General features: G+C 54.8%; 20 protein-coding genes and 2 pseudogenes. 17 read left to right on the top strand and 5 right to left on the bottom strand.

Annotated elements, in window-relative coordinates:
* Positions 1-10 precede the first annotated feature (10 nt).
* Positions 11-1846 (top strand): glutamine--fructose-6-phosphate transaminase (isomerizing), encoded by a 1836-nt coding sequence (gene glmS, locus AO242_RS20670; RefSeq protein WP_099270190.1) that lies wholly within the window; start codon positions 11-13, stop codon positions 1844-1846.
* Positions 1847-2047: 201 nt separating this feature from the next.
* Entirely contained in the window at positions 2048-3019 is a 972-nt protein-coding gene (locus AO242_RS29320; RefSeq protein WP_141562231.1) for a hypothetical protein, read from the top strand.
* Positions 3020-3071: 52 nt separating this feature from the next.
* Here AO242_RS29320 and AO242_RS20665 read toward each other — a convergent pair whose 3' ends face one another.
* A complete protein-coding gene (locus AO242_RS20665) occupies positions 3072-4718 on the bottom strand; it encodes a TnsD family Tn7-like transposition protein (RefSeq protein ID WP_099270189.1) in 1647 nt (548 codons plus the stop codon).
* Positions 4719-5369: 651 nt separating this feature from the next.
* Here AO242_RS20665 and AO242_RS20660 point away from each other — a divergent pair.
* The 7 genes and pseudogenes from AO242_RS20660 (at position 5370) to AO242_RS20625 (ending at position 15727) form a co-directional block, all read left to right on the top strand.
* Complete coding sequence (locus AO242_RS20660) at positions 5370-6332, top strand: transposase (protein WP_099270188.1); 963 nt, start codon at positions 5370-5372, stop codon at positions 6330-6332.
* The gene (locus tag AO242_RS29815; protein WP_257153484.1) at positions 6329-8338 is read left to right on the top strand and encodes a transposase; all 2010 of its coding nucleotides are present in this window, start codon (positions 6329-6331) and stop codon (positions 8336-8338) included. Before AO242_RS20660 ends, AO242_RS29815 begins: the two co-directional genes overlap by 4 nt.
* Positions 8335-9684, top strand: a complete 1350-nt coding sequence (locus AO242_RS20650; protein WP_099270187.1) for a transposase — start codon at positions 8335-8337, stop codon at positions 9682-9684. Before AO242_RS29815 ends, AO242_RS20650 begins: the two co-directional genes overlap by 4 nt.
* A 907-nt stretch (positions 9685-10591) precedes the next feature.
* Positions 10592-10744 (top strand): annotated as a pseudogene (locus tag AO242_RS30265) (IS66 family transposase); the annotation flags it as partial.
* A gap of 257 nt (positions 10745-11001) precedes the next feature.
* Positions 11002-12585, top strand: a complete 1584-nt coding sequence (locus AO242_RS20635) for a BCCT family transporter (protein WP_099270184.1) — start codon at positions 11002-11004, stop codon at positions 12583-12585.
* A 138-nt stretch (positions 12586-12723) separates the two neighbouring features.
* Entirely contained in the window at positions 12724-14733 is a 2010-nt protein-coding gene (locus AO242_RS20630) for a CocE/NonD family hydrolase (RefSeq protein WP_099270183.1), read from the top strand.
* A 67-nt stretch (positions 14734-14800) separates the two neighbouring features.
* On the top strand, positions 14801-15727 hold the full coding sequence (locus AO242_RS20625; RefSeq protein WP_099270182.1) for a LysR substrate-binding domain-containing protein: 927 nt from the start codon (positions 14801-14803) through the stop codon (positions 15725-15727).
* A 531-nt stretch (positions 15728-16258) separates the two neighbouring features.
* Here AO242_RS20625 and AO242_RS20620 read toward each other — a convergent pair.
* A complete protein-coding gene (locus AO242_RS20620) occupies positions 16259-17206 on the bottom strand; it encodes a helix-turn-helix transcriptional regulator (RefSeq protein ID WP_099270339.1) in 948 nt (315 codons plus the stop codon).
* A 172-nt stretch (positions 17207-17378) separates the two neighbouring features.
* On the opposite strand from AO242_RS20620, the gene AO242_RS20615 reads away from it, so the two are divergent.
* From AO242_RS20615 to AO242_RS20595, 4 genes are all read left to right on the top strand, one after another.
* Positions 17379-17807, top strand: a complete 429-nt coding sequence (locus AO242_RS20615) for a hypothetical protein (protein ID WP_099270181.1) — start codon at positions 17379-17381, stop codon at positions 17805-17807.
* A gap of 63 nt (positions 17808-17870) precedes the next feature.
* Entirely contained in the window at positions 17871-19172 is a 1302-nt protein-coding gene (locus AO242_RS20610) for a M48 family metallopeptidase (protein ID WP_257153483.1), read from the top strand.
* A gap of 3 nt (positions 19173-19175) precedes the next feature.
* Positions 19176-19844: a hypothetical protein gene (locus tag AO242_RS20605; RefSeq protein WP_099270180.1), complete on the top strand. Its 669-nt coding sequence runs from the start codon at positions 19176-19178 to the stop codon at positions 19842-19844.
* 352 nt (positions 19845-20196) lie between these two features.
* Entirely contained in the window at positions 20197-21252 is a 1056-nt protein-coding gene (locus tag AO242_RS20595; protein ID WP_099270179.1) for a DUF1176 domain-containing protein, read from the top strand.
* Between the two features lie 656 nt (positions 21253-21908).
* On the opposite strand, the gene AO242_RS20585 is transcribed toward AO242_RS20595, so the two are convergent.
* On the bottom strand, positions 21909-22199 hold the full coding sequence (locus tag AO242_RS20585) for a type II toxin-antitoxin system RelE/ParE family toxin (RefSeq protein ID WP_099270178.1): 291 nt from the start codon (positions 22197-22199) through the stop codon (positions 21909-21911).
* Positions 22162-22425 (bottom strand): CopG family ribbon-helix-helix protein, encoded by a 264-nt coding sequence (locus AO242_RS20580; protein WP_099270177.1) that lies wholly within the window; start codon positions 22423-22425, stop codon positions 22162-22164. The genes AO242_RS20585 and AO242_RS20580 overlap by 38 nt, the downstream gene beginning before the upstream one ends.
* Before the next feature lie 291 nt (positions 22426-22716).
* Here AO242_RS20580 and AO242_RS20575 point away from each other — a divergent pair, with 291 nt between their 5' ends.
* From AO242_RS20575 to AO242_RS20565, 3 genes are read left to right on the top strand one after another with little or no spacing between them, the layout of a single operon-like run.
* A complete protein-coding gene (locus AO242_RS20575) occupies positions 22717-22929 on the top strand; it encodes a hypothetical protein (protein ID WP_099270176.1) in 213 nt (70 codons plus the stop codon).
* Positions 22930-23166, top strand: a complete 237-nt coding sequence (locus tag AO242_RS20570; protein ID WP_099270175.1) for a hypothetical protein — start codon at positions 22930-22932, stop codon at positions 23164-23166.
* On the top strand, positions 23159-23401 hold the full coding sequence (locus tag AO242_RS20565; RefSeq protein ID WP_099270174.1) for a hypothetical protein: 243 nt from the start codon (positions 23159-23161) through the stop codon (positions 23399-23401). Before AO242_RS20570 ends, AO242_RS20565 begins: the two co-directional genes overlap by 8 nt.
* 1338 nt (positions 23402-24739) lie before the next feature.
* Here the strand turns inward: AO242_RS20565 and AO242_RS29805 are convergent.
* Positions 24740-24886, bottom strand: a pseudogene (locus AO242_RS29805) (tyrosine-type recombinase/integrase); the annotation flags it as partial.
* Positions 24887-25128: 242 nt separating this feature from the next.
* On the opposite strand from AO242_RS29805, the gene AO242_RS20555 reads away from it, so the two are divergent.
* On the top strand, positions 25129-26049 hold the full coding sequence (locus AO242_RS20555; protein ID WP_176560675.1) for an aminotransferase: 921 nt from the start codon (positions 25129-25131) through the stop codon (positions 26047-26049).
* Position 26050 lies beyond the last annotated feature (1 nt).

Below are 26050 nucleotides of genomic sequence, written 5' to 3'. Positions count from 1 at the left end.
GAGAAAACTTATGTGTGGAATTGTCGGCGCAGTCGCTGAACGCAACATCACCGCCATCCTGGTCGAAGGCCTCAAGCGTCTGGAATACCGCGGCTACGATAGCGCTGGCGTTGCGGTGTTCAGCAATGCCGGTGTGCTCGATCGCCGCCGTCGTTCCGGCAAGGTCAGCGAACTGGAGCAGGCGCTGGCAGGCGAACCACTGCTGGGCCGTCTGGGTATCGCCCACACCCGTTGGGCAACCCACGGCGCACCCTGCGAGCGTAACGCGCACCCGCATTTTTCCGGCGATGAACTGGCAGTTGTCCACAACGGCATCATCGAGAACCACGAACCGTTGCGCGAGCGCCTCAAAGGCTTGGGCTATGTGTTCGTGTCCGACACCGATACTGAAGTCATCGTCCACTTGCTGCACCACAAGCTCAAGGACACCCCTGACCTGACCGTGGCGCTGAAAGCTTCAGTCAAAGAGCTGCACGGCGCATACGGTTTGGCAGTGATCAGTGCCAAACAGCCTGACCGGCTGGTTGCCGCCCGCAGCGGCAGTCCGCTGGTGGTGGGTCTGGGCCTTGGGGAAAACTTCCTCGCGTCTGACCAAATGGCGCTGCGTCAGGTCACCGACCGCTTCATGTACCTGGAAGAGGGCGATATCGCCGAGATCCGTCGTGAAAGCGTGCAGATCTGGTCGTTGGATGGCTTGCCGGTTGAACGTGAAGTTGTTCAATACCGTGAAGGCGCAGAAGCCGCTGACAAGGGCGAGTTCCGCCACTTCATGCTCAAGGAAATCCACGAGCAACCAAAAGTTGTGCAGCGCACGCTTGAAGGCCGTCTCGGCCAGCAGCAGGTTCTGGTGCAGGCATTCGGTCCGCAAGCAGCCGAGCTGTTTGCCAAAGTACGCAATGTGCAGATCGTAGCCTGTGGTACCAGCTACCACGCGGGCATGGTCGCGCGTTACTGGCTGGAAGGGCTGGCAGGTATTCCATGTCAGGTGGAAGTTGCCAGTGAATTCCGTTATCGCAAGGTCGTGGTACAACCGGACACGCTGTTTGTCTCGATTTCCCAGTCCGGCGAAACCGCCGACACCCTGGCCGCATTGCGTAACGCCAAAGAGCTGGGCTTTCTCGCCAGCCTCGCCATCTGCAACGTGAGCATCAGCTCGCTGGTTCGCGAGTCCGACCTGACATTACTGACCCAGGCCGGTCCTGAAATCGGTGTGGCGTCCACCAAAGCCTTCACCACTCAACTGGTCGCGCTGCTGTTACTGACCCTGTCGCTCGGTCAGGTTCAAGGCACGCTGGCTGAGGGCGTTGAAGCCGAGCTGGTCGAAGAGCTGCGTCGTCTGCCGACTCGTCTGGGTGAAGCCTTGGCCATGGATAGCACGGTCGAGAAAGTCGCCGAGCTGTTCGCCGAGAAGAACCACACCCTGTTCCTGGGGCGAGGCGCTCAATTCCCGGTAGCGATGGAAGGTGCACTCAAGCTCAAAGAGATCTCCTACATCCACGCCGAAGCCTATCCGGCGGGTGAGCTCAAGCATGGTCCTTTGGCGCTGGTCGACAGCGACATGCCGGTCGTGACCGTTGCACCCAACAACGAGCTGCTGGAAAAGCTGAAGTCCAACCTGCAGGAAGTCCGCGCACGCGGCGGTGAACTGATCGTCTTCGCCGACGAACAAGCCGGTATGAGCAACGGCGAAGGCACCCACGTCATCGCCATGCCTCACATCATCGATGCGCTGGCACCGATCCTCTACACCATTCCGTTGCAGCTGCTTTCGTATTACGTGGCGGTGTTGAAGGGCACGGATGTGGATCAGCCGCGTAACTTGGCGAAGTCGGTGACTGTGGAATAAGTTATCCACAGCAAATGAGCGTGTGGTTTTTGAGAATTAAAACTGTCGCTTGTGAATTAAAACTGTCGCAGTTTTTTCCGACTGGCCCTTCTCCTCCGCCATTTAAGGGCTCGTTCGCTTCGAAACTCGCGGCGAGCGAGACCATTCCGCATCGACTTGCTCCGCTCTCAAACTACCTGTCGCCTCTTAGCAGAAAATCTCGTGCGTCCGAAAATTCAACACAATGAGTCACTGCGCTCGTATGTCGAGCGTTGCATATTCCTGAGTCCTCCTGGCGGTTCTGAGAAAACGATCAGTGATGCTTCTCAGTTTAAGATGACAAATAAAAATGTGAGAGCAATTGCGGAGTACCTAGGCTGGAGTGGATGTTATGGGTTCAATCGGCTTATACATAACCATACAATCTATCCGCTAAAGGGTCTGTTCAATCCCGATGCTGCGGATATGTCTTATTCAGGGGATAAATTCCATCTCTACAAAAACTTTATTGAAAATAAAGAACGAAGTCCTGCATTTTGCTTACGCTGTGTTAAGGATGATATCAGTGAGCTTGGTTTTTCTTATTGGCGCCGTCTACCAGACTTTATTATGGTCTGCGCCAAGCATGAGTTAAAACTATTATACGATTGTCCTTTCTGTGGTGTTGCGCTTTCCGATCACGGCGCTGGTAGGGGGTTCCGGTCAATGTGGGAGGGTTGTCAAGGCCGAAAATTCTGGGAGTTGGATGCAACTTATAGCTATGTCGAAGGTGGACTTAAGCCCGCAATAATATTCGACGATATGTGCTCATTTGAGTTCTGTGTTCCTAAGGAATTTGCGTACCCAGTACTTCTTGAACGACTCACCCGCGAAAATTTAACTGCTCAAAAAAAAGGCATATATCTAAATTCTCACATCAATGATCTACATAAATCAGCAGCACGACTTGCCATGGATAAGCAGTACAAATATGATGGTGAAGGAATAAGCTATTTTATATTTGAGTGTATAGTTCTCGGTTTTGATAGTTTTGCGGATTTTGTATCAGAAGTATGCCGCCTAGGACATGAATTGCCTCGTGTCAATGATACTATGTCAACTTGTCGTGAAAAATCCTCAGTTCCTATTAGGTATCGAGTGGATGGTGCATCTCGGAGGGGGGGAGTGCAGCCGCATACTAGCAAATATGTATAGAAAGCTTATTTCGTTAGCAGGTCTTTCAGAACGCTCTGCAAAAACTAGTCTATTACCGCTCGTGCCCGTCTGATGGACGTGTCGTTTGGTTGCCAAGACAGCGTGTCGTTATCTTTGCCAGCAATGATCTCGTCTGGGGGTAGCGAGTACGCTTCGCGAGTGCACGAGACAACGAAGGTATTAGTCTATGTAGATCCTGCGGCAACACAGTGAGATTATCGAGGGTGCCGTACTCTTTAAATAGAATCGAACTGACCAGTGCATAGAGTGTGCTATCACGTTGATTCCAATCCACAGTTGAATTATTGCCAATGCGGCCACTCCGCATCGTCCTGATCTGGGTGTTCAGCCAGCTTCGATCGTTTCGGTACAGCCAAGCATAATTGTTAGGAATGATTTGCCGAATTTTGTTGGGGCTTAATTCGCTATTTTTTGCAAGAACATCCGTCCATTCGGAACGATGTCTTAATAAACTTTGTGCGAATTGTTTACCTTTCCAAGTGGCTAGCAATCCTTGCTCAGAGCGCATAATCCGGTTTAGCGTGCAGACTGTGATAGCGAACATTGAGCATAGGTTTTTTTTGCTGATCCCGGAATGCAAATGCCTGATGATCATTTTTCGGGTCTTAGGCTTGATTTTCTTAGGCTTGCGGATTACTAAGTGATAGCTATTGTAGGCAGGAGCTAAGGCTAGGCGCTCGGGATCTGTTGCCTGAGCTGATACTTCCTCGTAAGCCAAGCCGCGCAGCGCACTGAAGCGTAAGTAATCCTCATAGAATTTTGAAAACCCGCTAAAAAGCCAGTGTATAAACGTTAGATGCTTCAAAGGATGGCAGTGGCCGCGAGGCTTGCGGACCATTTGAGCAATGAAAACTTCCGCTTCTTTCCGATTTTTAGGAAGGCAAGTGAACGGAGGATATTGCTGCAATTCCGAAATATGTGTGACAAAACAAGATGCAGCGTTCCATCCGTCCGCGTTTGAGGATTGTAAAAAGCTAACGCGCTCTTTGTACAGCGCGGAGACCAAATGAGAGTTGAAAGAGAATGAACTTCCAACTTCCGCTAAAGCTAAGATCATATCCCGCATCGAAGAAAGCATAAAGCTTGACGTCTGTGCGGGCTGTTTTGATTCCAGATACTTTTCGTCCGGAAGCACCCATTTGAATCGTCCTGACCATTGACGGTTGATTGTGCACTCGGTCAGTTCTGAGTCGTGGTGTTGGCACAGCAGTACTCCGGGAAACTGATGAGCGCGATGCCAATAGGCTGTTCCATGGGCGACCCGATCTTCGTGCATGCACCGGTTACACGCTTTCAGTGGATGCTCAGCTCCGAATTTGCCAGTAACTAAGCCTAATAGGTACTTCAACGATCCGACCGAAGACCCCCTCATTAAGTTCTCAGCCGCTTCGACCCGTTGTGGTGCTTGGAATGGACAAAATACGGGTAGGATGGTGTGTTCATGAATGATCGTATGCGAACAGCCCCAGCACGCTGTTAACTTATGATCCAACGCGTTCAGATTGCCTGGAAAATCATGGATAATGGCGCGGTGGTTTTCTCCGTATAGCCAAGCAAGGGTGCTGGATACGTCTAAGTGTCCAAGGATCAAATGTTGCCGACTGCAGATGCTAAAAAAAGTCTCATCCTCGAGCCAGCGCAAGATAGGGTCAGTCTTCGAGCTCCATGCCGTAGCCATGTCACCACCTAATCCTGCCGCGCAGAGTGATAAATCTAAACGTCGCACCCAGACTTCTGACTCATCTTTGTCGCAACAAAATAACTCACCGACGTATTAAAATATTTTCTCGTATCATTGAATCATAAAATCTTTGTTTCTATATCATTAAATAATAGCAGATGCTCGGAGGCAGGCAGCCACGCTATTCTTGAGGCGTTCCTCACATAGTTGATTGCATGTGAAGCCGTCGCTAGAAACTCGCTTTATGTTGTAACTTTGCAGGGCCCAGCAGTACTATATTTTGCTAACACCAGCAAAGGCTTTTCCCCTTGGGGAGCAAGAAGCTGGCTTGTAGATACTAACCTCGAAAACAGGCTTGACCGATGACTTAAAGGAAAGCGTTGTATAGAAGCCAGAAAAGAGACAGGGGCTCAAGTGCGACCTTGGCCCCTGTGGATAAGTCAGTTTTTCTACGTCTGACCATTCCATTCTCTATCTCTACCTGTGAGACGTCAAGTCTCGCACGGCTTCGTTCATCCACAAGAAACTCTGTGTTATCCACACAGAGAGAGATTGCTATTGCCTGATTGGCAAGGGCTTCACGTAAGTCATTGAGTTTTATCCCCAAGTTGGATGAGCTCGTGGCTAATTTGAAATGGGAATGCTGATATGAACCCATCATTAAGACTCGACAGAATAATGCGCCGCCAATGTGGTTTTGAGTGGGGGCAGAGGTACATTCCCTCTACTCTGGCTTTGCCCCGTGAGGGACCTAAAGGGTCACGCATTAGTAGGATCAATAGCCGAAAGCTGGGCCGTGCGGTTCACGCGCTTTCAACCCCTGAGAAGGTATTTGCCCAACTGGCCTTATACCATCCTCAGTTGATTGACTTGCACGAACAAAAAATGCTCTGGCCGCTGACATCGGCCCATCCACTGCGTGGCCATCCGCTAACAAAGGGGTTATTCCTACCTCAGATAACAGGAACAGCTGATATTGCGAAACAGCTTGGATTCAAGCACTACGAAATCGCTGTTGACTTGCCAGATGGGCGCCGAGTAAAAATCCCGTTCCCTTATCAAGGCGACCTGTTGCTGTACCTGCTGGACGCGAGCGGCCTGCCATATGCCCTCAACTGGACGGTAAAGGATCGGAAAGAAGCTTTTGGAGAGCGGAGATTTTCCAGCGCGAAAACACCGGTACAGCAGAGCAAAGACCGCATTCATGCTCAGCTCCGTACTGAGCTGGAAAGGGCTTACTACGCAAGCGCGGGCATACGGACTGTGCAGGTTTCCCTCGACGCAGTCGAGCCTACAGTGGTCGCTAACCTAGACCTGTTGTTCGCGACTCACCACATCCCGCTAACACTTAGTCCTACCCTCCTCGAAGACTTCAGCGCTGCGGTCTTGGAAGCCGTTAAAGAAGGCGAGCCCGTAGCCTATGTAGCGATAAGGCATGCTGAACTTTGGGGGAGCCGCGATCAGTTCATTACGAAAATCTACCAAGACATATGGGAGCGCAAGCTGGCGGTCAACTTTTTCCAGCCCATCCTTATTGATCGGCCTCTATCGATAGATTGTGGCGATCTGCTCGACATGTATGGCGCGCTTTTTCAGGAGAAAGAGTCGTGATGACGGGTTCAAGGCTCATTGCGCCAGAAGGTTTTCAATGCTTGGCAAAGGGTGTGACCTATCACTTTCTACACAGTAACGGCGGTACCAACCGGGTACGTCTGATTGAGTTTGCTGACGATGGTAAAGCGCTCAGTTCCCACCTGATTACGCTTACGCGGATCGAGTTCGAGGATGCGCTCGAAGCTGGTCTGATAGTGGAGGATGATATGACGGATAACTCCCCACCGTGGTTGAAGCCAGTGAACCGTACTTCTGTCGCGTATCGAGAAAGCCTACGTGTGTCGGCAGTGGAGACCTACGATCAGAAGGTCAATCGCCGCTTCGCCGCAATATCCGATCTCGTTTTTAGGCTTGAGGAGATTCTTTCCAGTGATAACCCAGACTCCATCATCAACTGCCACGCTAAAGCCCTTAGGCCTCAACAAAACGCTTCGCGCCTGCGTCTTTGGTTTTATACCTATGCCGTGTTTGGTCAGCACAAATGGACTTTAATGCCACCACTCCACCGCATAGGTGGCTGGAAGCGGGATGATTCTTCCTATGTGCGTAGGCTGGGTCGGCCCTCATCCAAGGGAAAGAACTGGGGGTATCGGTCGGACTTGGCAATGAAGGAAAAGATTCTTTCTGGGTATTTAGCTTTCTGCTCTCCTTACAAGACTGCCAACGGCATCTACCGCGACATAGTGACGAAGGTGTTTGGCTGCGTGGCAGTCGAAAAGGATGGCAACATTGAGTTCATTCACCCAAAAGGTGACCCTTTCCCGACGCTTTCTCAGGTCAGATACCAGGTAGAACAAACGGTTAGCTCAAGACATCGGTCTATTGCTGTTAGAGGCGCGCATAAGACTCGCGCCATTTCCGGCTCGCAGGGAAGCTTTGCTGACCGGCTGTTAAACGTGAACCAGCATGTGGAATTCGACGGCTATTACATTTCGGAGAAAATTTCAGGCATTTCAGAAGGTAGTCCAGTTGATAGCTTTTGTGTGGTCCGTGCTTTATGTGGCCTTTCGGGAATGATTCTTGGCATAGGCTTCGCCGAAGGTGCGGAAAACATGAAGGCATACGAAATGTGCCTATTCTCGATGGCCTGCGATAAGGTCAAGTATTGTGAACTATTTGGGAAGACGATTAAGCCAGGTCAATGGCCAAGTATCGGACTTGCGCGAGGCCTTGTATTCGACCGCGGTCCTGGAGCGACCTATGACGTAGAGGCGCAGATCAATTGGTTGGGCACTTTCGAGAATACCCCTGTGTTTTCGGGGCAGTCCAAGGCTTCCGTGGAGGCATCTCATCCTCGAGATAAAAAGACCCTGGACCAACCGACCTATTTCCACAGCAAGCTTAATTTCGCGGAGATGGCAAGTCGGGAGATCACGCAGGTACTCGTTGACAACCGTACATCTGATGCCAGTAGTCGCCTGGACGAAGAGCTGATTCTAGCTAGGGTAAAGCCCACACCACTCGCGATTTTCAATTACTGGGATATTCGAGGGCGGAACTCTGCTCACCATATGCATTTCGACACTGGTATCAGAACGTTCTTAGATGAGCGCCCGGCAGTTATTCGACGTGATGCCGTGTATTTTTATGGTCGCAAATACAGATCTCCGTCCCTGATTGCTACGGGAGTGTTTGATCGTGTCGCTAAAGATGGCGTCATCTCAACAACGGTCTTTACCCTTACGATGTGCGTCCGCCATATCTGGGTAGAGGTATATGGCGAGCTCTATGAGCTCGATTTCCTGCGCACGCAACGAACCCCTGGAGGTTCGATTGATATCTCCCTGCGGGACTTGCAGGTAATTGATCAGATGAGACGTGAAGGCGCCGCCGCCCTTCGTGACGAAATCCCTGCCGCTCAGCAATATTTCTGGGACATCTACAAACAGCAGACGGGCGAGGATGCGTTCGCCGGTAAACGAAAGAAAGGTCGCCCTCCAAAAAATGCGGCAGCACAGCGGGACTCTGCGGACCATGACCGTTTTCAGGGGAAAACCGGATGAACAAGGTGATAGATACCAGGTTCAATGATTCTCTTATCGTGGAAAAGATTCGTACCAAAGTCACAGTTAAGCCTGAGCCCGTCTCAGCGCTTGCCCACGTCGATGTCATGATTGCGGCTGAACAGTTCGCAAGCACACTCAAACAGGTTTTCATTCCTAACGAGTTCTCGCTCGCATTTATCAGAGACATGGTCGGCAAAGCGGCGGTTCACAACCGGCAGTTGTTCAGTAGTGAGGCTGCTTATGCCTCAAAAATCTTCAGCCCGCCAGATGTGGAGGTTTCCCCAGTGTGTCTAACCGGGCTGGCAGGAGTTGGCAAAAGCCAAACCATTGCTGCTCTGCGCAAGGTACTCCCGACGCCAGTGGAGCTTTCGTGCGAGCTTTATGAGGGCACCGTGACCTTGGTGTCGCATTGGTATGCGAGCGCTCGGGGTAAAGCGAGTGGCAAAGCGCTGCTCGAAGACTTTGTCTTCGGGGATGACAAACCTGTCGGGAGGACAACTGTCGCTCAGTTGCTTCAGGAGTCTCGTCGTCGTGCCAACCGAGATGGCGTTTGTCTTGCACTGTTGGAGGAAATGCAGCACAGCAACACTGGTTCCGGGGCCGCTAAGGTGACGGATATTTTATTGACTATGGCTGCGATCGGCCCTCCTATGGTTTTTGTATGTAACTATAGTTTGGGCCACAAGCTTTTCAGTAGAAACAGCGAAGATAAGCAGCGGTTGCTCTCCGACCCTCGCATCATGTTACCGGACGATCCGGGCAGCCAAGACTGGCAGAGGTACGTCGCAGAATGCTTGAGGGTCAGTAACAGCATCATAAAAGTCGAGCTCGGTGAGCTGGCCGCCGAGTTGTACCGCTGCACTTTTGGGATCAAGCGGCTGGCGGTGCTGCTCCTAAAGCTGGCCTACGTGGAGTGTCGCGACGCTGGGCGGCAGTACTTGGATATATCCGATATCACTCGTGCCTACCGTTCTGCCGCGTACACCGTAAGTGCGATGGAGGTAGAGGAGTTGCAGCTGCTAGCGCTGGGCGGCCGGAAAAAGAAAACGAATCGAGACCTGCAATGCCCCTTCGATTTGCCTGTTGCGATGAAGACCAACGTTGTGAATTTCGCACGAGCCGATCGTCATGAGCGGGTCATTGCCACAGTGTTTGATTCTGCAATGACCGAAAAAGAGAGAGCATTTACGAAAGATATGGAGGCCCCAGTTGCAGAGACATCTACGGCTATTAAACCGCGCCGTAGAACTCCGGTAACTCATCTGAGTGTCGAGGAGCAAGGTAAGGCGTTCCGTGAATATATGGATAAGTTAGCGCCTTCCAAACCTAAGAAACCGAAGTAGGAGGTTTCATCCGTACTATCGTGTAGAAATGTTGGCGCTGGTTTGACCTTGTTCCAGGCTGTTGGAATTGATTGCATCCTCCGAATATGTGCAAGCAGTGGTTTTGCGAGTGGTTTCGGAACCAATGCGTAATTTTCCAACAGGATCGGTCAGGAGCGGCCATTTTAATGCGCGTATCAACATCTACAACTTGATCTAATGGTCAGCGCTGGAGGCCTACCCCCCGTTTCCTGAATCACCAAAAAAGTCATCTCTAATGATCAAGCCAAAATTATCAGTGGAAGTATCTTGGCCGGCTTCATCGAATAGATCCTGTGCACGCCGCTCTTGCTTGAAGTATGCAATCGTGCCGAAAAAGCATCCCTCGCATAGGTGGAACTCGTAGCGCTCGCCGTCGTGCTTCGCACCAAATCCCCATTTTGCTTTGAGAGTAGCGAATTGAAGCCCGTCAGCGTCTACACGGGTCGATCGTGTGCAGATGTCACACTTTACGTCGGTCACGACCTCCGTTTCGACTCGCCCAGTGATCTTCATTACCTTGCTCACTCTTATGTATTCGATAAGCCAGCATACTCGCTAAGAAGATGAGCGTCTTTCGCCCTTTGTGATGCTCGCAGCGCTAACGCTGCCTATGGGGCGATTGCTGCCGTCTGCATCAGGTGGACTGGCGTTCAGAGGCTCACCTGGCGCAATGTCGACACTTGAAGAGGTACCTACGCAGCGGGCGAGTGACACCGGCCAGTTACTGCCATATTAATGGATACCTGCTTGAGCTACGCAAGCGTGTGCTCCTCATTCTTAGTCATTGCTTAATCATGATGCTCCGTCTTGGCGATGACAAGGGGAGCCGATCGGTAAGCGATGCAGAGCAAATTGCTCGCATATCAGCTGATATCTGGCGAAATCACGCAAGGTGACTTGGCTGGACGCTACCAATAAAAGCACGCTCGCCGAGCAAGCCCTGCGCTACATCCAGTTGCTATACGACACCGAAAGTGAAGTCCGCGACCTGGAACCGGATTTACGCCGCCGAATACGGCAAGAAAAAGCCGCGTCGGTAGGCGTTGGACATGAGCTTGGACCCGTTTGCATTAATTGTAGGCACTTTGACGGCTTCGTCATCTGATATGAGCTTAAACAGTGCGACATGTCGCTGCGGAATGCCCCCATGCCAAATTGTTGATTGCGCCGCAATGGCTTTAGAACGTTATCTATATGCCCCTCGAGACTTCGATGCGAACCCGATGCGGGATGCGTTCAAAGTGCGCAATAACAAAGCCACTTCAGGCTAAGAACTATTTGTCCGGGAGACACGAGATGAAGTATCCGTTACGGCCGTTAGTTTTCTGGCCGACCTTTTTGATTCTGATGGCGGCTGTCACCGCCAGCTACGTCGACCTTGAGTCGTTCCTGCGCACAAGTTCGCAGCTCAACAGCTTGATCCTCACCAATTTCTCATGGCTGTTCAGCGCGGGCTCTTTCGCATTGGTAATGTTGACGTTTGTCGTGTATTTCTCGCCGTTGGGCAAGGTACGTATTGGCGGTCAAAATGCCGAACCGCTGCTTAGCAAATGGCGCTGGTTCATGGTCGCGTTATGTACAACGCTGGCGGTCGGGGTGTTGTTCTGGACAACCGCCGAGCCGCTCTACCACCTGCACTCGCCGCCGAGCAGCCTATCGCTTGAACCAGCCAGCGCGGCGGCAAAAAGCTTCGCTATGGCCACGATGTTTCTGCATTGGACTATCACGCCTTACGCGATCTATCTGGTGCCGTCGCTCGTCTTCGCGCTGGTGTTCTACAACCTGCGCAGCAATTTCTCTATTGGCTCGATGCTGCAGCCATTGCTGGGGCAAGCGCGCGTCAAACGCAGCGCGGGCCTTATCGACACCATGGCCATGTTTGCACTGGTCGCCGGAATGGCCTCTTCACTGGGCACCGGCGCGCTGACGCTTTCAGGTGGCCTGAGCCAGTACATCGGTGGCGAAACGACGCCGTTGCGGCTAGCCCTAATCATCGGCGTCATCGTCATCACCTTCGTGGCTTCCGCCGCCAGCGGCTTGCAGCGCGGTATCGTAATGCTCTCCTCATTCAATACTTGGATCATGCTCGCGCTGGGTCTGTTCGTGCTGATCTGTGGGCCGACTCTGTACATGTTCAGCCTTGGTGTCGAATCGATGGGCGTGTATTTGGATAATTTCTTCGCCATGAGCCTGTTCACCGGCGCCGCAAGTGGAGACGCGTGGCCGCAAAGCTGGAGTGTCTTCTACTGGTCGGTCTGGTTCGCCTGGGCGCCTGTCAGTGCGATGTTTCTCGGCAAGATCGGACGTGGCTATACCGTACGTGAATTTGTTCAGATAACCATGCTTTATCCCGCGCTGTTTACTGGCCTGTGGATCTGCATTTTTTCCGGTAGCAGCCTGTATTTCGACGCCTTGGGCGATGGCAGCCTGAACAAAGTACTCACTGACCAAGGCGTGGAACATGTGCTTTATCAGTTGTTCCGGCAACTTCCCGCCAGCGGGTTGATGGTCGCTTTCCTTCTGTTTGTCGCGTTCATCTCGTTCGTCACTGCGGCGGACTCCAGTACCGACGTCATAAGCAATCTGTGCAGCAAGGGCGTGACTGCGGACTCGGATCTTGATGGCAACCCGCTGCTGAAGGTGGTCTGGGGCGTGATCATTGGCGTCGTGTCTTGGGTGATGGTGGCGTTTGTAGGCATTGATGGCGTGAAAATGCTTTCGAACCTCGGCGGCCTGCCAGGGATGATCATCGTTTTACTCGCCAGTACCTCCCTGCTCATCTGGCTAAGACACCCAGAGATCCTCTCCGGCAACGTCACTGAAACAGCGCTCGACCCGGAGCCGCCAGCAGGTACTCGTGTGGGCGAAGTCATGCAGTGATTTGACGCTATTAACCTGCTCGACCAACACCTTACAGGCCCACCCGCTGCCATTGCGGTGGTTGGCAAGCAATTCATCGGCAGAAGCCGGCCGGGCGGGCAGCGATCCGTTCGCGCATGTTTTGATTTGGAAGATTGAATGAAAGTGATTGAAGAGTTCGCTTACACCGTGCGGGAGATCGAACATTGCCTGATACCCCTGAGCGATGGCACACAGTTGGCCGCACGAATCTGGCTCCCACAGACCGAGACTGTGCAGGCATTTCCAGCAGTTCTGGAGTACCTGCCCTATCGCAAGCGTGACGGCACAGCTGTACGCGACGCGCTGACCCATCCTTGGATGGCGGGCCAAGGCTACGTGTGCGTACGTGTTGATATGCGCGGTAATGGCGAGTCTCAGGGGCTCATGGCTGACGAGTATCTTTTGCAGGAACAGAATGATGCGCTGGAAGTAATCGACTGGCTGTGCGAACAACCCTGGTGTGACGGCAATGTCGGGATGATGGGCATCTCCTGGGGCGGGTTCAACAGCTTGCAGGTTGCTGCTCGGCAGCCAGAGGCCTTGAAAGCGATCATTACGTTGTGTTCTACGGATGATCGCTTTGCTGACGACATCCATTACAAAGGTGGCAACTTGCTGCTGGAAAATTTTGGCTGGGCGGCCACGATGCTGAACTTCAGCGCGGCAGTCCCGGATCCATTGCTGGTGGGCGACGGCTGGCGCGAGAAGTGGTTGGAACGCTTGAACGCCATGCCGTTGCTGGCCAAGACCTGGCTGGAGCATCAGACACGCGACGGCTACTGGCGTCATGGATCGGTATGCGAAGACTACTCAGCTATCAAAGCGGCAGTTTATGCCGTTGGCGGTTGGGGCGATGCGTATAAAAATAGCGTTCCGCGCATGATGCAGCACCTGCAAAGCCCAACAAAATCGATGGTCGGACCGTGGATCCACAAATATCCACACTTTGCCGTGCCCAATCCTGCCATCGGATTTCTTCAGGAGGCTCGCCGCTGGTGGGACTACTGGCTCAAGGGGATCGATAACGGCGTGATGGATGGTCCAACAAGCTGTTTTTATCTTCAGGATGCATTGCCGCCCCGTGGCAGTTACGCCGAACGCCCCGGCCATTGGGTACAAACCAATGGCTGGCCAGACGAACAAATCCAATGGATGGATTACAGCCTTGGCGCTTCTGGCTTGAACAAAGGCTGTGATGTACTGGAAGACTCGCTAAGTATTTGTTCCCCGCTGACCACAGGCCTGCATCAAGGCGAATACTGTGCAATCTGGTTTGGCCCTGACGGCCCAACGGACCAGCGCCGCGACGATGCCAACTCGTTGTGTTTCGACAGCCCGGTACTCGGCGAAACGCTCGAGATACTAGGCGATGTCCGTTTGAATCTGCGTCTTGCCAGCAATACCGCAGGCGGTCAGTTAGTGGCTCGCCTGAACGCTGTTGCGCCGGATGGGCAGGTGTCGCAGATCACCTACGGGGTCTTGAATCTCAGTCTCCGTGACGATCCAAGCACATTAGCGCCGCCCGTACCCGGCGAGCTCATGCAAGTTCGCCTAAATCTGGATCATGTTGGTTACCGCCTGCCGGCCGGTTATCGTCTGCGCATTTCCCTCAGCACGGCAAGCTTTCCCTTAATCTGGCCGAGCCGCGAGCTGACCACGCTGACGCTCCTGCCTGAACTGCAAAGCGTGCAGATACCGGTGTTTACCGGGCAACACGTGGACTGTCCTTTTGAAGAGCCTCAAAGCTCGAAGCCCGCCGTGCTAGAGACCATTCGTAAGGCTCAGCCCAAGCGCAGCCTGAACGAGGATGTCGGCAGCGGCGAAGTGTGCGTGCATATCCAGGATGATCTGGGTGCCATGCGTTTTCTTGATCATGGCCTATGGGTCGACCAGAAATGCTCTGAGCAATATCGGATCCTTCCGTGGGATCCGTTCTCTGCCCGGGCGGATATCCAATGGTCCTATCGGGCAGGCCGCGGCGAATGGGGGGTGGAGGTTGATAGCCAGTTGAGTATCTGCGCTGATGAGCAGTGGTTCTATGTCAGTGCTGAGCAAGTGGCGCGAGAAAACGGCAAGGAGGTCCATCGCCGCACATGGGAGGAACGAGTGGCGCGAGTCGCCTTGTGATACAGATGATGGCAGGATGGGCGCAGGCTGGCTCTGTCTGGCCCCACCTCTAGCCTCTGGAATTGACATGTCGCGCCGCATTGTCGACCTACCGCCACTCAACTGCCTGCAAACTTTTGAGGCGGCTGCACGTCAACTGAGCTTCACTCAGGCCGCCCACGAATTGAACCTGACCCAGAGTGCGGTAAGTCGCCAAATCAAACGGTTGGAAGAAAACCTGGCCCGACCTTTATTTCACAGGCAGGCAACGGGCATCACCCTGACCCCTGCTGGCGATCAATATTTCCGCACGGTGCAACGAGTGTTGCGAGAGCTTGATCGCGAGTCTGCAGAGCTGCGTCGTCGCGGTGCGGATCGCCAGCTGACGCTGGCCACCACACCCACTATCAGCTCGATATGGTTGGCGCAATTGCTGCCGGAGTTCGAGAGCCTGTACCCGGATCTACACATCCGCATCTTGTGCAGCGAAAACCCGCAACACATCGACGTCAGCGAATATGATCTTGGATTGTTCTATCACCTGGACGAACTCCCTTCACCCCACGGGCTGGATCTATCGCCGGTATTCCAGCACGAACAGGTCATCAGCGTATGCAGCCCCGAATACCTGGCGCGACGCGGCAGTATTCAGAGTGCGCAACAACTGCTGACCTCCCACACGCTGTTGATCGTTGAAGACCATTTCCATGACTGGCTGACCTGGGCGGACTGGTTTGCGGCCATCGGCGAGGTGTACAGCACCCCGCGTCATGCGCTGCGCAGCAACAGCTTTGAGCTGCTGATGCAATCAGCCATACGCGGACAAGGCGTCTCCCTAGGCTGGCGCAGCCTGCTGGAGACCGAACTTGTGTCCGGTCGTCTGGTCATGGCCCTACCAGATACGATGGTCAGTCGAGGACGCTTGCATCTGATGCAGCCTCACCACCGCAACCCCCCATCCTCTTTACGCAGCTTCTGTCAGTGGCTGCTGGAGCGTGCAGGCAGCGGCGATTGATTACGACTTGAGTGCACGGCCAGCGCATTGCGCCTTGTTGCTGCCTGATCGCGACGGCGGCAATCGACCCATAGCGGTTATTTATGTAGGTCAGCTCACGGCCGATTGTGTTGAAAAAGTCGGTACTTCCAGACTGCCCGCGTACTGACTGCTCAAAATGCATTCTTTGCGCACAGCTACGCGAATCTGAGCCCGAAATCCTCTGCACAAAGTAAAAATTTCAATCTCAAGCGCTTACTTTTCTGCCGCGGAAACCATGGCCGACTTTTCCAACAGAATCGGCCGATAGCGGCCTGCCATGGACACCCCTTCAACCCCGAACATGTTTTCAATGCATTTAACTCCGTCGATGCCGAACTATAAGCACAGAGGAGACAACCGCTCGAAAATTCGAGCAATTGCTTCGAGAGACAGTGGGCGGCCGAAGGGCATGAGTGGGTCGAGAACGCTGACGATGCGCCGAGCAAGACGCAAAGAGGTGAGCATTTCGGCGCACTGATGCGTAAGCCGACAGAGCAGGCGCAGCGAACGTCAGAATTCCGCCCCTGGCGCATGGCCGAAATACGCCTTATAGGCATGGTTGAAGTTGGCAGGGTTGGCGTAGCCCAGGCGGTGGGCAATCTGTGCCACGTGCCATTTTCGCTGGCGCAGCAGGCTGCGCGCCAGTTCCAAGCGCTGTTGGCGCAGGTAATCGAGCATCGACTGGCCGTACACCCGGCTGAAGGCACGTCTCAGGGTGGTTTCACCCACGCCCAGTTCCCGTGCCAGCGCCAGAGTGCCGGGTGGGTTCATCAGGTTGGCGTCGAGCTTGAAGCGTGCTTCGTGCGCCAGGTCCGAATGGCTGCGCAACGCGGTCTCAGGATTGGCCGGCTGTGGCGCCAGGTGCGTCGCCAGCTCGACCAGCACGGCCAGGCTCAGGCTTTCCTGATTCAGCCGTTCCAACGTCCCCTGGTATGGCGAGTGATAAAGGCGCTCGAACAAACGCCCGACGACACGGCAGCCGTGCAGTTCGGAAAAGTGCATGCCATCGTCGAGCAGCCTGGCCAGCGATTGCAGTGACGGGTCTTCTTCAGCCAATTCGCGTAGATAGTCGCCGCCGATGCGCAGCCCGGCCATGCGCGCACGGCTGCCGGCAGGCATCTGGTCCATGGCTTCCATACTTTCACTCAAGCCCAGCACATGCGGCGCGCCGGGCGTGTATTCATTTAGCCGACCGTCAACCCGATGCTGCCATTGCCCACCCAGTACGTGCACGATGCACACGCTGTCGGGCAGCACCTTGTGGATGCGCAACGGGTCGGGGAATTGCAGATCGCAGTCGAAATACTGCAGCTGCGACCGCAGCGTCTGCGCGCGGTAATGGCCGATCGCGCTGCCCACGACCTGCCGCGCGCTGTCATCGAATACACCGGCCTGGTTCAGGGCCTCTGGGTGATCGAAGCAGAAGTGCATGTCCAGATAGGGGTTGCGGCGGTCCATTGGCAAAGTGTCCGTCAGGGCTGGTGGGCAGCGTTGCATGATATCGACATTGGGCGGCTCGATCATTTGTTGTGCGTCACGGCCTTATTGTTGTGCGTCACGGCCGCACCGCTTGGCAGGCGCCGGAGCGTTGATTTCAATGGTCGCCTTTGAACTGCCGAGGAAACCCTAAATGTTGATGTATCGCAAGTGGGCAGCGCTGCTGTGCCTGGTTCTGGCCGTGATCGCGGGTGGCGCCCAGGCTGAAAACCGCCCGGAAGTCGCGGAAAAAGTGCTGGCCTATGCCGGCGAAGGCGGCGTGAAAGTCTGGACTCTGCGCATCGGTGCGCGCAATGACAATCAGGCGCTGGTGCAGTTGGAGGGTGTGGACCACGACTGGAACATGAAGATCCAGAAGATGACCGTGGAAAAGACCAGTAAGGACACCCGCTATTCCACCACCGTGGACGGCCAGAAATTCGTGGTACTGGTGCTGCAAAAGGGCTGGGGCGAGCTGTACCTGCCTGGCGAATCGCAGGCGCTGAATGTCGGCTATGACGAGTTCCTGTCCAGCCAAGGCAATGCACAGGCGTTTTTGACCGATTATTTGCAGGCCAATTGAGCCATGGGCCGGTTCGCGCGGTGGTCGTGGCCGCTGACGATATTGCTGCTGCCGGTGGTGCTCATGACCTGGGCCAGTGTGCAAAGCGGACGCGTCGATGACGTGCTACGCGAAGCACAGAATATCGGCGGCGACTACGCCTGGCTCCGCGTGCGTCAGGTGTTGGCAGGGTTGGCCTACTGGCTGGCCCTCGCCGCGTTCGTGGCCGGGCCTGCGACGTGGCTCAAACTGAGGCTGGATGCCTGGCGTGCGCTGAAGTCCAGGGATTTTCTCTACGACCGCCTGTTCCTCTGCTGGCGTGCCTTGGGGCACTGGCTGGCGGCGTACACCGGGCTGTTGATGGGCTCGTTGGCCCTGAGTCTGTTGTATGAGCTGAGCTGGGGCTGGAGCCATTTGAAAGCCGGTGGCTGGCTCATACTGCTGGTGGCGGTGCCGCTGATTGCCGTGCTATGGGCGGGCTGCCTGTTGATCGGGCGTCTGCGCCAGCAATGGCATGCGCTGGATAGCCCGTCCTCGGCGTTCCTGGGGCACCGGATGGGGCGTGACAAAGCCCCGGCCTTGTGGACATGGATTGAGCAACTGGCCACAGCCACCGGTGCGCCGGTGCCCGAACATATAGTGGTGGGCATCGACCAATCGTTTTTCGTCACCAGCGTTGATGTAGCCCTGCAACCGGCCGGCGACTTGCTCCGCGGGCGCACCCTTTACCTGCCGCTGACCTACCTCTCGACCCTGAGCCAGGCCGAGACCGCGTCGATCATCGGTCATGAGTTGGGCCATTTCTGTAGCCGTGACACCGAGCGGGGCAGCGAGATCGGTGCGCATTTCAGCCTGATGTGCCTGCACTTTGCGTTTATCCGTGCCGAGGATGCCGACCCGGCCTGGATCGAGCGCCCGGCGATCTGGATGACGCAACGTTTCCTGCATTACTTTCAACTGGCGGTGCATCACTGGGGCCGCGCTCAGGAATTGGCCGCGGATAGGGTGGGCGGCAACATCGGCGGCAAGCGCCTGTTCTGCCAGGCGCTGTTGCGGGTGATCGCGCTGGACGCTGAAATCAACACGCTGCTCGCCGAGCGCCACTCCAACCTGATCCAGGCCCTGGCCGACCACCTTCGACACACGCCGCTGCGTCTGAACCACGCGGCGCTGAACCACGCCATCGCGCACCCGTTCGATACACACCCGCCGACGGCACTCCGCCTCCAGCAACTGGGCGTAACCCCGGATGACGCGCTGCTGGCCGAGGCCACCCGTGTACCCACCGAACACGACCGACACTGGTTCAGCCAGCTCACCCACACGGCGTCGTCGGCTGCCACGCAGCCCGTATCACCGCCGATACCAACCGTCCAAAGAGAATGACCCATGACCCAACCTTCCGATCCGCTGTCGGATCTCGCCGGCGCACTCAGCCAGGAATACGCCGACTCCCGCGACGCCCAGCGCGAGCGTGCGATCGCCGAACTTGAGCAAGTTATCCAGGGTGTACCCGAGCAGACCGAATTCACCAACTCGCGCCGCTACAAGGTGCGCAGCCCGCTGTTTTTGCTGGTTTCCCTGGGCTTGCTGGGGTACGCCCTGAATAGCGGGGCCACCAGCCTGGCCGTGTGTGCTGCGGTGATGGCGGTGGTGTTTGCATTGATCACCTGGCAGCACCGCAACGCCGGGCAACACGTGTTTATGCGTTTGACCCGCCGCCAGCTGTTTGCGGACACCCTGAGCGCACCCGTGGATCTGCTGGACATTGTCGACGTCTCCATCAATGACGAAGGCTGGCTGACGGAGCAGAAACTGATGTTGCGTGCCGATGCGCCCCTGCCTGTTCATCGTTCCGCGCGACAGATATTCGGCAACCAGGCCATGGCCCTCAAAAAGCCCCAGCCGCAGATCCGCATCCTGTCTGCCGGCCTGGTGCATGAAGGCATCACCCTGGATTGCGACCAGATTGCACACATCCTCAACAGCTATTGCCAAGCCGCGCACGCACAGCGACATCTTGATGCGCTGCGCCAGGGCACTCGGCGCGATTCCTGAGCGGTTGTATGGTAGAGCCGGGTTATGGTTGTTGCGTGAAATCAGGGTCTGCCCCTAGTGCCAGTCAGTTAAGACTTTTTGTAGGAGCGAGGGGGCGCCCAGCTCTTGCTCGCGAAAAACTCACAGGCACCGCGTTCATTCAGGAAACACGCGTTATCGTTGACGTTTTTCGCGAGCAAGCTCGCTCCTACAGAGGGCGGTGTTCGCTTAACTGACTGGGATTAGGGGCTGCCCCCATTTTTGCTTGCCGATTGTTCAATACGGCGATTCTGTTGCGACTGGCGGCCATGCAATAGGTATGAGCAAATAATTCTGTCCTAATAGGCTTTACTTGTTCAAAGGCGTCTGTCTGATGATACGAAGCACTTTCATATTCCTTATGGCTGCAGGCATTGGCTGCGTCCACGCTGCCGAGAAGGTGCCGTTGGCGCGCGAAATCAAAGACTGGATTATCGGCTGCGATAACACACGAACATGCACTGCCATAAGTGCCGTACAGCAGCGTGACGACACTGGCTTTTCAACGTTCAGCGTACGAATCACACGTGAAGCCGGCCCGCAGGGCGCCTTGCATGTCGGGGTGTTCAGCTACACAAAACCACGCGGCCAGCCAACACTGGATGACAAACCACTCAAGTCTCAATTTGAGCCTGGCGAACTGAAAGAAGGCGATACACCCGAGGTGTTTGCGCTGAACGGTAAGTCAGCCCAAGCCCTGATCACAGAATTGCGCAACGGGAACTACCTGGTACTGCCGTTCAAGGAGGGTAAATCGTACGCATCGCTAAGCGGGATGAGTGCGGCGCTGCTGCTGATGGACTCTGTTCAGGGTCGGGTCGGCACGCAGGACGCACTGATCTCCAAGGGGCCGGCGCCCGCTGGCAGCGTGCCGCAAGCCTCTGTCGCTCCAATAGCGCCAAGTTGGCAGGCACCTGCCGCGCTGACTCCGGACAAAGCAAAAGAGATCACGGATGCCGTGTTGGTTGCCACGCGCGAGGCATGGCAAGAAGATCTGAATGAAGGTGTCGCGCCAAAAGCCAAAGCGTACGCCTTGGGTTCGGATCAAGCGCTAGTGATCATCGAAACCGGTTGTGGGGCCTACAACTGTTTCTACACTATTTACCAAGCGTCCCTGGACCACCCAGAGCAGGCGCGTGCAGCGCTGATCGCCGAAGTGCCAAACCTGCCGGAAAGAGAGCCCCAGGGCTTCTTAGAGTTTGATCCGGCCACGGGTGAACTTAGCAGTCAAGTAAGGGCGATGAGTATGGGCAATTGTGGCACTGCGCTGCGCTGGCGTTACGATGGAAACGGTTTCACGCTGACGCATGCGGCTGAAATGATCCCATGCATGGGGCTGGATCAGGTCTATTGGCCTGTGTTGTGGCGTACCCAGGCAAGCCGAAACTGATACTGTCGAATAACCGTTAAAGAAGCCGGTTTGCCGGCGATGGCACCGCTACCTTCCGGCTGCGAGATACACCGGGCATCATCAAGGAAGCGAACGAGCGTGCTGAAGACTAGGGGGACCTTTGTTTCTAGGCGATTAATCGTGTGCTTACATACACGCCATGCGGTGGCCGCGTAGGTCAAGGAGGCAGTAATGAGAACTTTGGTAGTCGGGGCGAGCAAGGGCTTGGGCAGAGCTCTAATTGACGGATTGGGCGAGCATGGGGACACAGCGCTGCGCGCCGACAGTGCATTAGCGCGTTTTTACACACTCTGGGCCGTTTGCTGTCGTTCGCATCAGTCAGACTGGCCCAAGGAGAGGGTCGCTTTTTCGGCGATTACAAGTGGCAGAGATAAGGAGGGCGTCGAGAGTCGAACTAGGGAGCAACTGATTACAAGGAAGATGCTTTAAACAATAAAATCATGAGCTTAGAGATTTTCTTGTTACGTGGGACTTTGCGGAAACCCTTCATTTGTCTGGGGCGGGCAAGGCTTCTTACGTGGTTAACAGCATCCGTAAGCGGCGTTCACAACGGCTGTGCCTAAATCATCGGCAAAAAAACCCGCAGAGCGGGCTTTCTTAATAGCGTCCAAGAGTAAGGTTGGAGTGGGCCATCCTTACCAATCTTCTGGCCGCTCTGCATGCTGGTGCAGAATTCTATAAATTTTTACCGTGTCACCATGAAGCGTATAGACAGCCAGGTAGGGATATTTCGAAATTATCAGTTCACGACAATCGGGAATGACCGAGGCCTTTCCTAATTGAGGGAATGACTCCAGCATTGATATCGCTTCCAAAATTCGAAATATGATGTCTTCTGAGCCTTCAGCGCCTATCAACGGTTCGTAATGATCATATATACCGTCGAGGTCACTTTCCGCCTTGCTTGTTAATGCGATTTTCGGCACGGGCCACCCACTTAGCCTTCACGGCATCCAAGTCGACTAGGTTGCCTGCCTCTGCATCCGCAATGCCTTCAGCTACGGCTCGAAAATGCCAGGACTCAGACTCTACATAACGTGCCAGCGCACGCTTGAGATGGTACTGACGATCTCGGTCGGTTGCTTCAGCCAGTTGATCGAGCTGTTCGATCAACTCTGATTCCACGCGAAAAGACAGGACAGGCGAGGCCATGTTAAACACTCCAAACGGTTTTGTATACGGTGTTTACTACTGTTTACTGCGTAAACAGTATGCGTAATTGACGGCGTCGTCAATGACATTGACATAGTTATTATCCATCGCCTGCGCCAGGCGTACCGGTACCAATAACGCCTGTTACGTTAAATAGCCCCCCACCTTTACGCCAAGGTCGGGGGCCTTTTTTTGTGCCCGCGTTTTCCACTTCGCGGTAAAGTGGGCCACCACTTCGCGGCAAAGTGATTTTACGCACTGACCGCCACTCACTCGAAAAGGAACCGCACCATGCCTTGTTATTTTGTGACATATCACCTGATCAACCCAACCGCAAAGGACGGCGCGGTGCCCGGCATCAAAACCGATGTCGTCGAACTGGACCACCCGCTGGAATACGAAAGCGACCTCAAGGCGCTGGAAGACGATCTTGAAATGCAGGGCATGCGCGCGCTTCTGATCAGTTGGCAGGAGCTGAAAGGCCGTCAGCGTGGAGCGCGTTAAATGAGCCTGGCTAAGCAGATCCTGCCGCCCGGCGTGCGTGCCGTCGTCGACCGGTTGCAAGCCCAGATCGAGGTAGCCGAATCCGTCCAGGGCGTGAACATGGCCGCGCAGCGGGCCGAAGGGTTTGTGCTTGGGCTGGAGACGTCCGGCGGTTACAAGACGGATCAGGTCGAAACGCAATACATCGGCTTTGAAGCCGTCGCGCAGAGCCGTCGCGACGCGCTGCGCCATGCGTGAGGCGATCCACGAAGATGCGCTGCGCGCCATGATCGAACAGCACGTGGTGCGCGAAGCGCGGGTCAGCAAGCTGGACGGTGAGCGCTGGTATGTGGCGGTGCGACTGGGCGGCCCCGCGTCGCGCTGGCTGCCCGTGCGCTCCAAGCGCGAAGCGGTGCGCACCTGGGCCAGTCTGGACACGCTGACGCGCTGGGCTGACGGCATGGGCTTGCGCGGTTACGTGCTGGAGCTGTGAGCGTTACGCATAACGGGGGCACAAAAAAGCCGCCTCAATCAGGGCGGCTTTTTCGTTGCAAGGCCGGTTAGTGGCCGGTCTTGTTTGCTACAGGGAACGCGTGGTGTAGAGAAATACTACTATTGCGCGCAAACACCGCGCTAAAGCGCTGCGTTAAGTATCGCGTTAAGCGCCGCGCTAAAACCATCCCTTGCAGTGCCGTGCTTACCTGCGCGATAGGAATTCTGTCTATTAATACGCAAATCGATTTGGCAAATCTATCGGTTTGGTCATCTGATGCTGTTTATTTTCCGGTAGCATAGAGGTGTTCCGCGTTCGTCACCTGCTGAAAGTGGCCGGGCATGCGCGCGAATTCTGGTCCTCCCGACACGGGCCTAGTAATCCGTGCCGGATCTACTCGGGAGGCCATTAGCCCAGCCGCCTCACAGGGAACGCGTGGTGTGTTTCCGAAGGTACGCGTGTTCCGGTAAGCGTGCTGGAGGTACGGCCCAACCATGGGAGGGCCGTGTATGTCTAAGTTAAGACGTGCGTGGGACTTCGTGGTGGTTTGTTTGCGTGTTCATCACGTTTACGAACTGCTGCGAGACCAGTTTAACGACCTGTAAGGGTCTAGCGGTACAGCCGCCCCGGCTTCGGTCGAGGCGGCTTTTTTTTGGTTAAAAATCTTTGCGGGTTTGGAATGTCTGACCGGTCGCGGCGCAAATAAAAACAGGGGCCGAGGCCCCTGTTTCTTTGTCCACCTTAGAGTTGCTGAATTGCACGGATCAGGCGGATTGACCAGTAGGCCGCCTGGAGCATGCGAATCAGTTCTTCAGGCAGAAAACGTTGGATTAACGTCTTCATGCTGATCACCGCGTCGAGTGAGTGAAATGACCCACCCTTATCGGATAGGGGTTCCGCGTCGCGACCGTGGCAGCATAGTTACTATTGACGGTCCCGTTAATAACGGCCTACCCTGCGATTGTCTAGATACACAAGTGGTAAAGCGTTGCGCGTTGATGGTGATCCTACCACGGCATTTTCTACTGCGGTAAATGATGCACTATTAACAGACATCCTTCGGAGAAGCCCGCCCTGCGCGGGCTTCGTCGTTTCTGCGGCCGGGCGGGGTGGCCGGGCAAGGGGCATTCTTCGTTGATCCACGGATTACGCGGCTTTCGTCAGGATTGCGTGTTGGTGTTTGCGCGACAGACTCGTAAACCGCGTAAACCTGCGTCGGTTGTTTGTAATCGACGAACGGTAGTGCCCGGGCGCCGCGTTTTTGCGGCCGGGCAGCCCGGCCATGAAAAAGCCCACTATGAAGCGGGCTTTTACCCCCTCTGCTAGGGCAGTGCGGAATCAGTATTTCACTTTGAACGTCGGTGAATCTTCAGGCCTCTGACCACGCCGGTCGTAAAGCCTGGTGGTGCTGATATTCGCGTGCCCCAGCTACATTTGCACCTTGGCGATATCGGCGTCGTGCTCAAGCGCGTTGGTCGCCGCCGTTGGCCAGATCGATCATCTGCTCGATGTCTACGCTGCGGGCAAAAGCTTCAGATGCAGGGCTTGGCCTTGATGGTCTGTGAAAAAAAGGATGTGCAGAGGTGCGGATAAGGCCGTAGTAACACGTTTATAGCTGGTCCTCTCCGAGTTGTGCCTAACTCGTTACGGTGATATTGATTTGATACTGCTGTATCGTCTATGGCGAATTTGGCGCATATCCATTCTGCTTCTCAGGGAGAGAACACTTGCATACATACAAGTTGCCGAAAGACGTTCTCGACAACTGGTTGGAGGGATACCCGTCGACAGATGACAACTATGGGCATTTGTTGCTTGAGCAGGTTGGAGCTAGTGACGCAGCGCTCGCTGCTGCGTTCCGACCATATTTTGAGTCAGCGCACCTAGACGCAAGAAAGCATTTTCATGAAGAGATCTGCATTGATTTACATCCAGATGCCGAAGCAGTCGGCTCCCATGCCACCTATCCTAGATGCTTGCCTACGACTGCGCGACGAGGGCTGTTTGGTGAGGTGATGGCAGGGATGCTTACCGAACACTATAAATACGTCGGCGAGCATGATTGGCAGATCCCAGTCTTCCTCTTCCGTCACCACGAGGATGCCAAGCAATACCTTTTTGCTCTGGCCCGAGAACCTAAGCTCACGCGGCAGATGCTGGGTCGGCATGGGTCAGACTTTCTGGCAATCGCCCTGGATGGTGAAGGTAAGGTAGAGCGATACCTTGCCGGTGAAGCGAAATGGCGTAAGAAGCTCGGTAAAGCGGTCGTCAATAACCTGTTGAAAGATGCCGATGGCAAAGGCATTTGGTACCAACTCAGCGAGCGCGATACCAACATTCCTCATGGTATGCGGCAACTCCAAAAACTGCTCAAAGAGATCGATCCGCAAAAGTTTGCCGCTGCTATCTTCTCGATTGATCAGGCGCTCCTGCTCAGTGGCGCCACCCCTATTGCACGAACCAATCTCGTTTTTATCTGTGGTAATGACTTCGTAAGTAGGACGCCAGCTCATTCCATAATCGAATGGGAAAAGAAGCCCAAAGACTATCAGTCGACGCACGATCTTCAGGTAGTCGAAATGATCTTGTCTGGGGATGGTGAGAATCTGATTGATTTGATTTATGAAAGCCTTTGGAACGGAGTCTGAA

It is taken from the genome of Pseudomonas sp. ICMP 561, from assembly GCF_002699985.1.
GTDB classification, from domain to species: Bacteria; Pseudomonadota; Gammaproteobacteria; order Pseudomonadales; family Pseudomonadaceae; genus Aquipseudomonas; species Aquipseudomonas quasicaspiana.
This window is presented reverse-complemented; position numbering and strand designations above follow the sequence as displayed.

Excerpts from the sequence above, each read along its gene's own strand:
- AO242_RS20610 (WP_257153483.1), top strand. The coding sequence starts at position 17,871 with ATGACCTGGGCCAGTGTGCAAAGCGGACGCGTCGATGACGTGCTACGC.
- AO242_RS20580 (WP_099270177.1), bottom strand. The coding sequence starts at position 22,425 with ATGGCCTCGCCTGTCCTGTCTTTTCGCGTGGAATCAGAGTTGATCGAA.
- AO242_RS20565 (WP_099270174.1), top strand. The coding sequence starts at position 23,159 with ATGCGTGAGGCGATCCACGAAGATGCGCTGCGCGCCATGATCGAACAG.
- AO242_RS20665 (WP_099270189.1), bottom strand. The coding sequence starts at position 4,718 with ATGGCTACGGCATGGAGCTCGAAGACTGACCCTATCTTGCGCTGGCTC.
- glmS (WP_099270190.1), top strand. The coding sequence starts at position 11 with ATGTGTGGAATTGTCGGCGCAGTCGCTGAACGCAACATCACCGCCATC.
- AO242_RS20605 (WP_099270180.1), top strand. The coding sequence starts at position 19,176 with ATGACCCAACCTTCCGATCCGCTGTCGGATCTCGCCGGCGCACTCAGC.
- AO242_RS20615 (WP_099270181.1), top strand. The coding sequence starts at position 17,379 with ATGTTGATGTATCGCAAGTGGGCAGCGCTGCTGTGCCTGGTTCTGGCC.
- AO242_RS20570 (WP_099270175.1), top strand. The coding sequence starts at position 22,930 with ATGAGCCTGGCTAAGCAGATCCTGCCGCCCGGCGTGCGTGCCGTCGTC.
- AO242_RS20660 (WP_099270188.1), top strand. The coding sequence starts at position 5,370 with ATGAACCCATCATTAAGACTCGACAGAATAATGCGCCGCCAATGTGGT.
- AO242_RS20575 (WP_099270176.1), top strand. The coding sequence starts at position 22,717 with ATGCCTTGTTATTTTGTGACATATCACCTGATCAACCCAACCGCAAAG.
- AO242_RS20650 (WP_099270187.1), top strand. The coding sequence starts at position 8,335 with ATGAACAAGGTGATAGATACCAGGTTCAATGATTCTCTTATCGTGGAA.
- AO242_RS20595 (WP_099270179.1), top strand. The coding sequence starts at position 20,197 with ATGATACGAAGCACTTTCATATTCCTTATGGCTGCAGGCATTGGCTGC.
- AO242_RS20630 (WP_099270183.1), top strand. The coding sequence starts at position 12,724 with ATGAAAGTGATTGAAGAGTTCGCTTACACCGTGCGGGAGATCGAACAT.
- AO242_RS20625 (WP_099270182.1), top strand. The coding sequence starts at position 14,801 with ATGTCGCGCCGCATTGTCGACCTACCGCCACTCAACTGCCTGCAAACT.
- AO242_RS20635 (WP_099270184.1), top strand. The coding sequence starts at position 11,002 with ATGAAGTATCCGTTACGGCCGTTAGTTTTCTGGCCGACCTTTTTGATT.
- AO242_RS20620 (WP_099270339.1), bottom strand. The coding sequence starts at position 17,206 with ATGGACCGCCGCAACCCCTATCTGGACATGCACTTCTGCTTCGATCAC.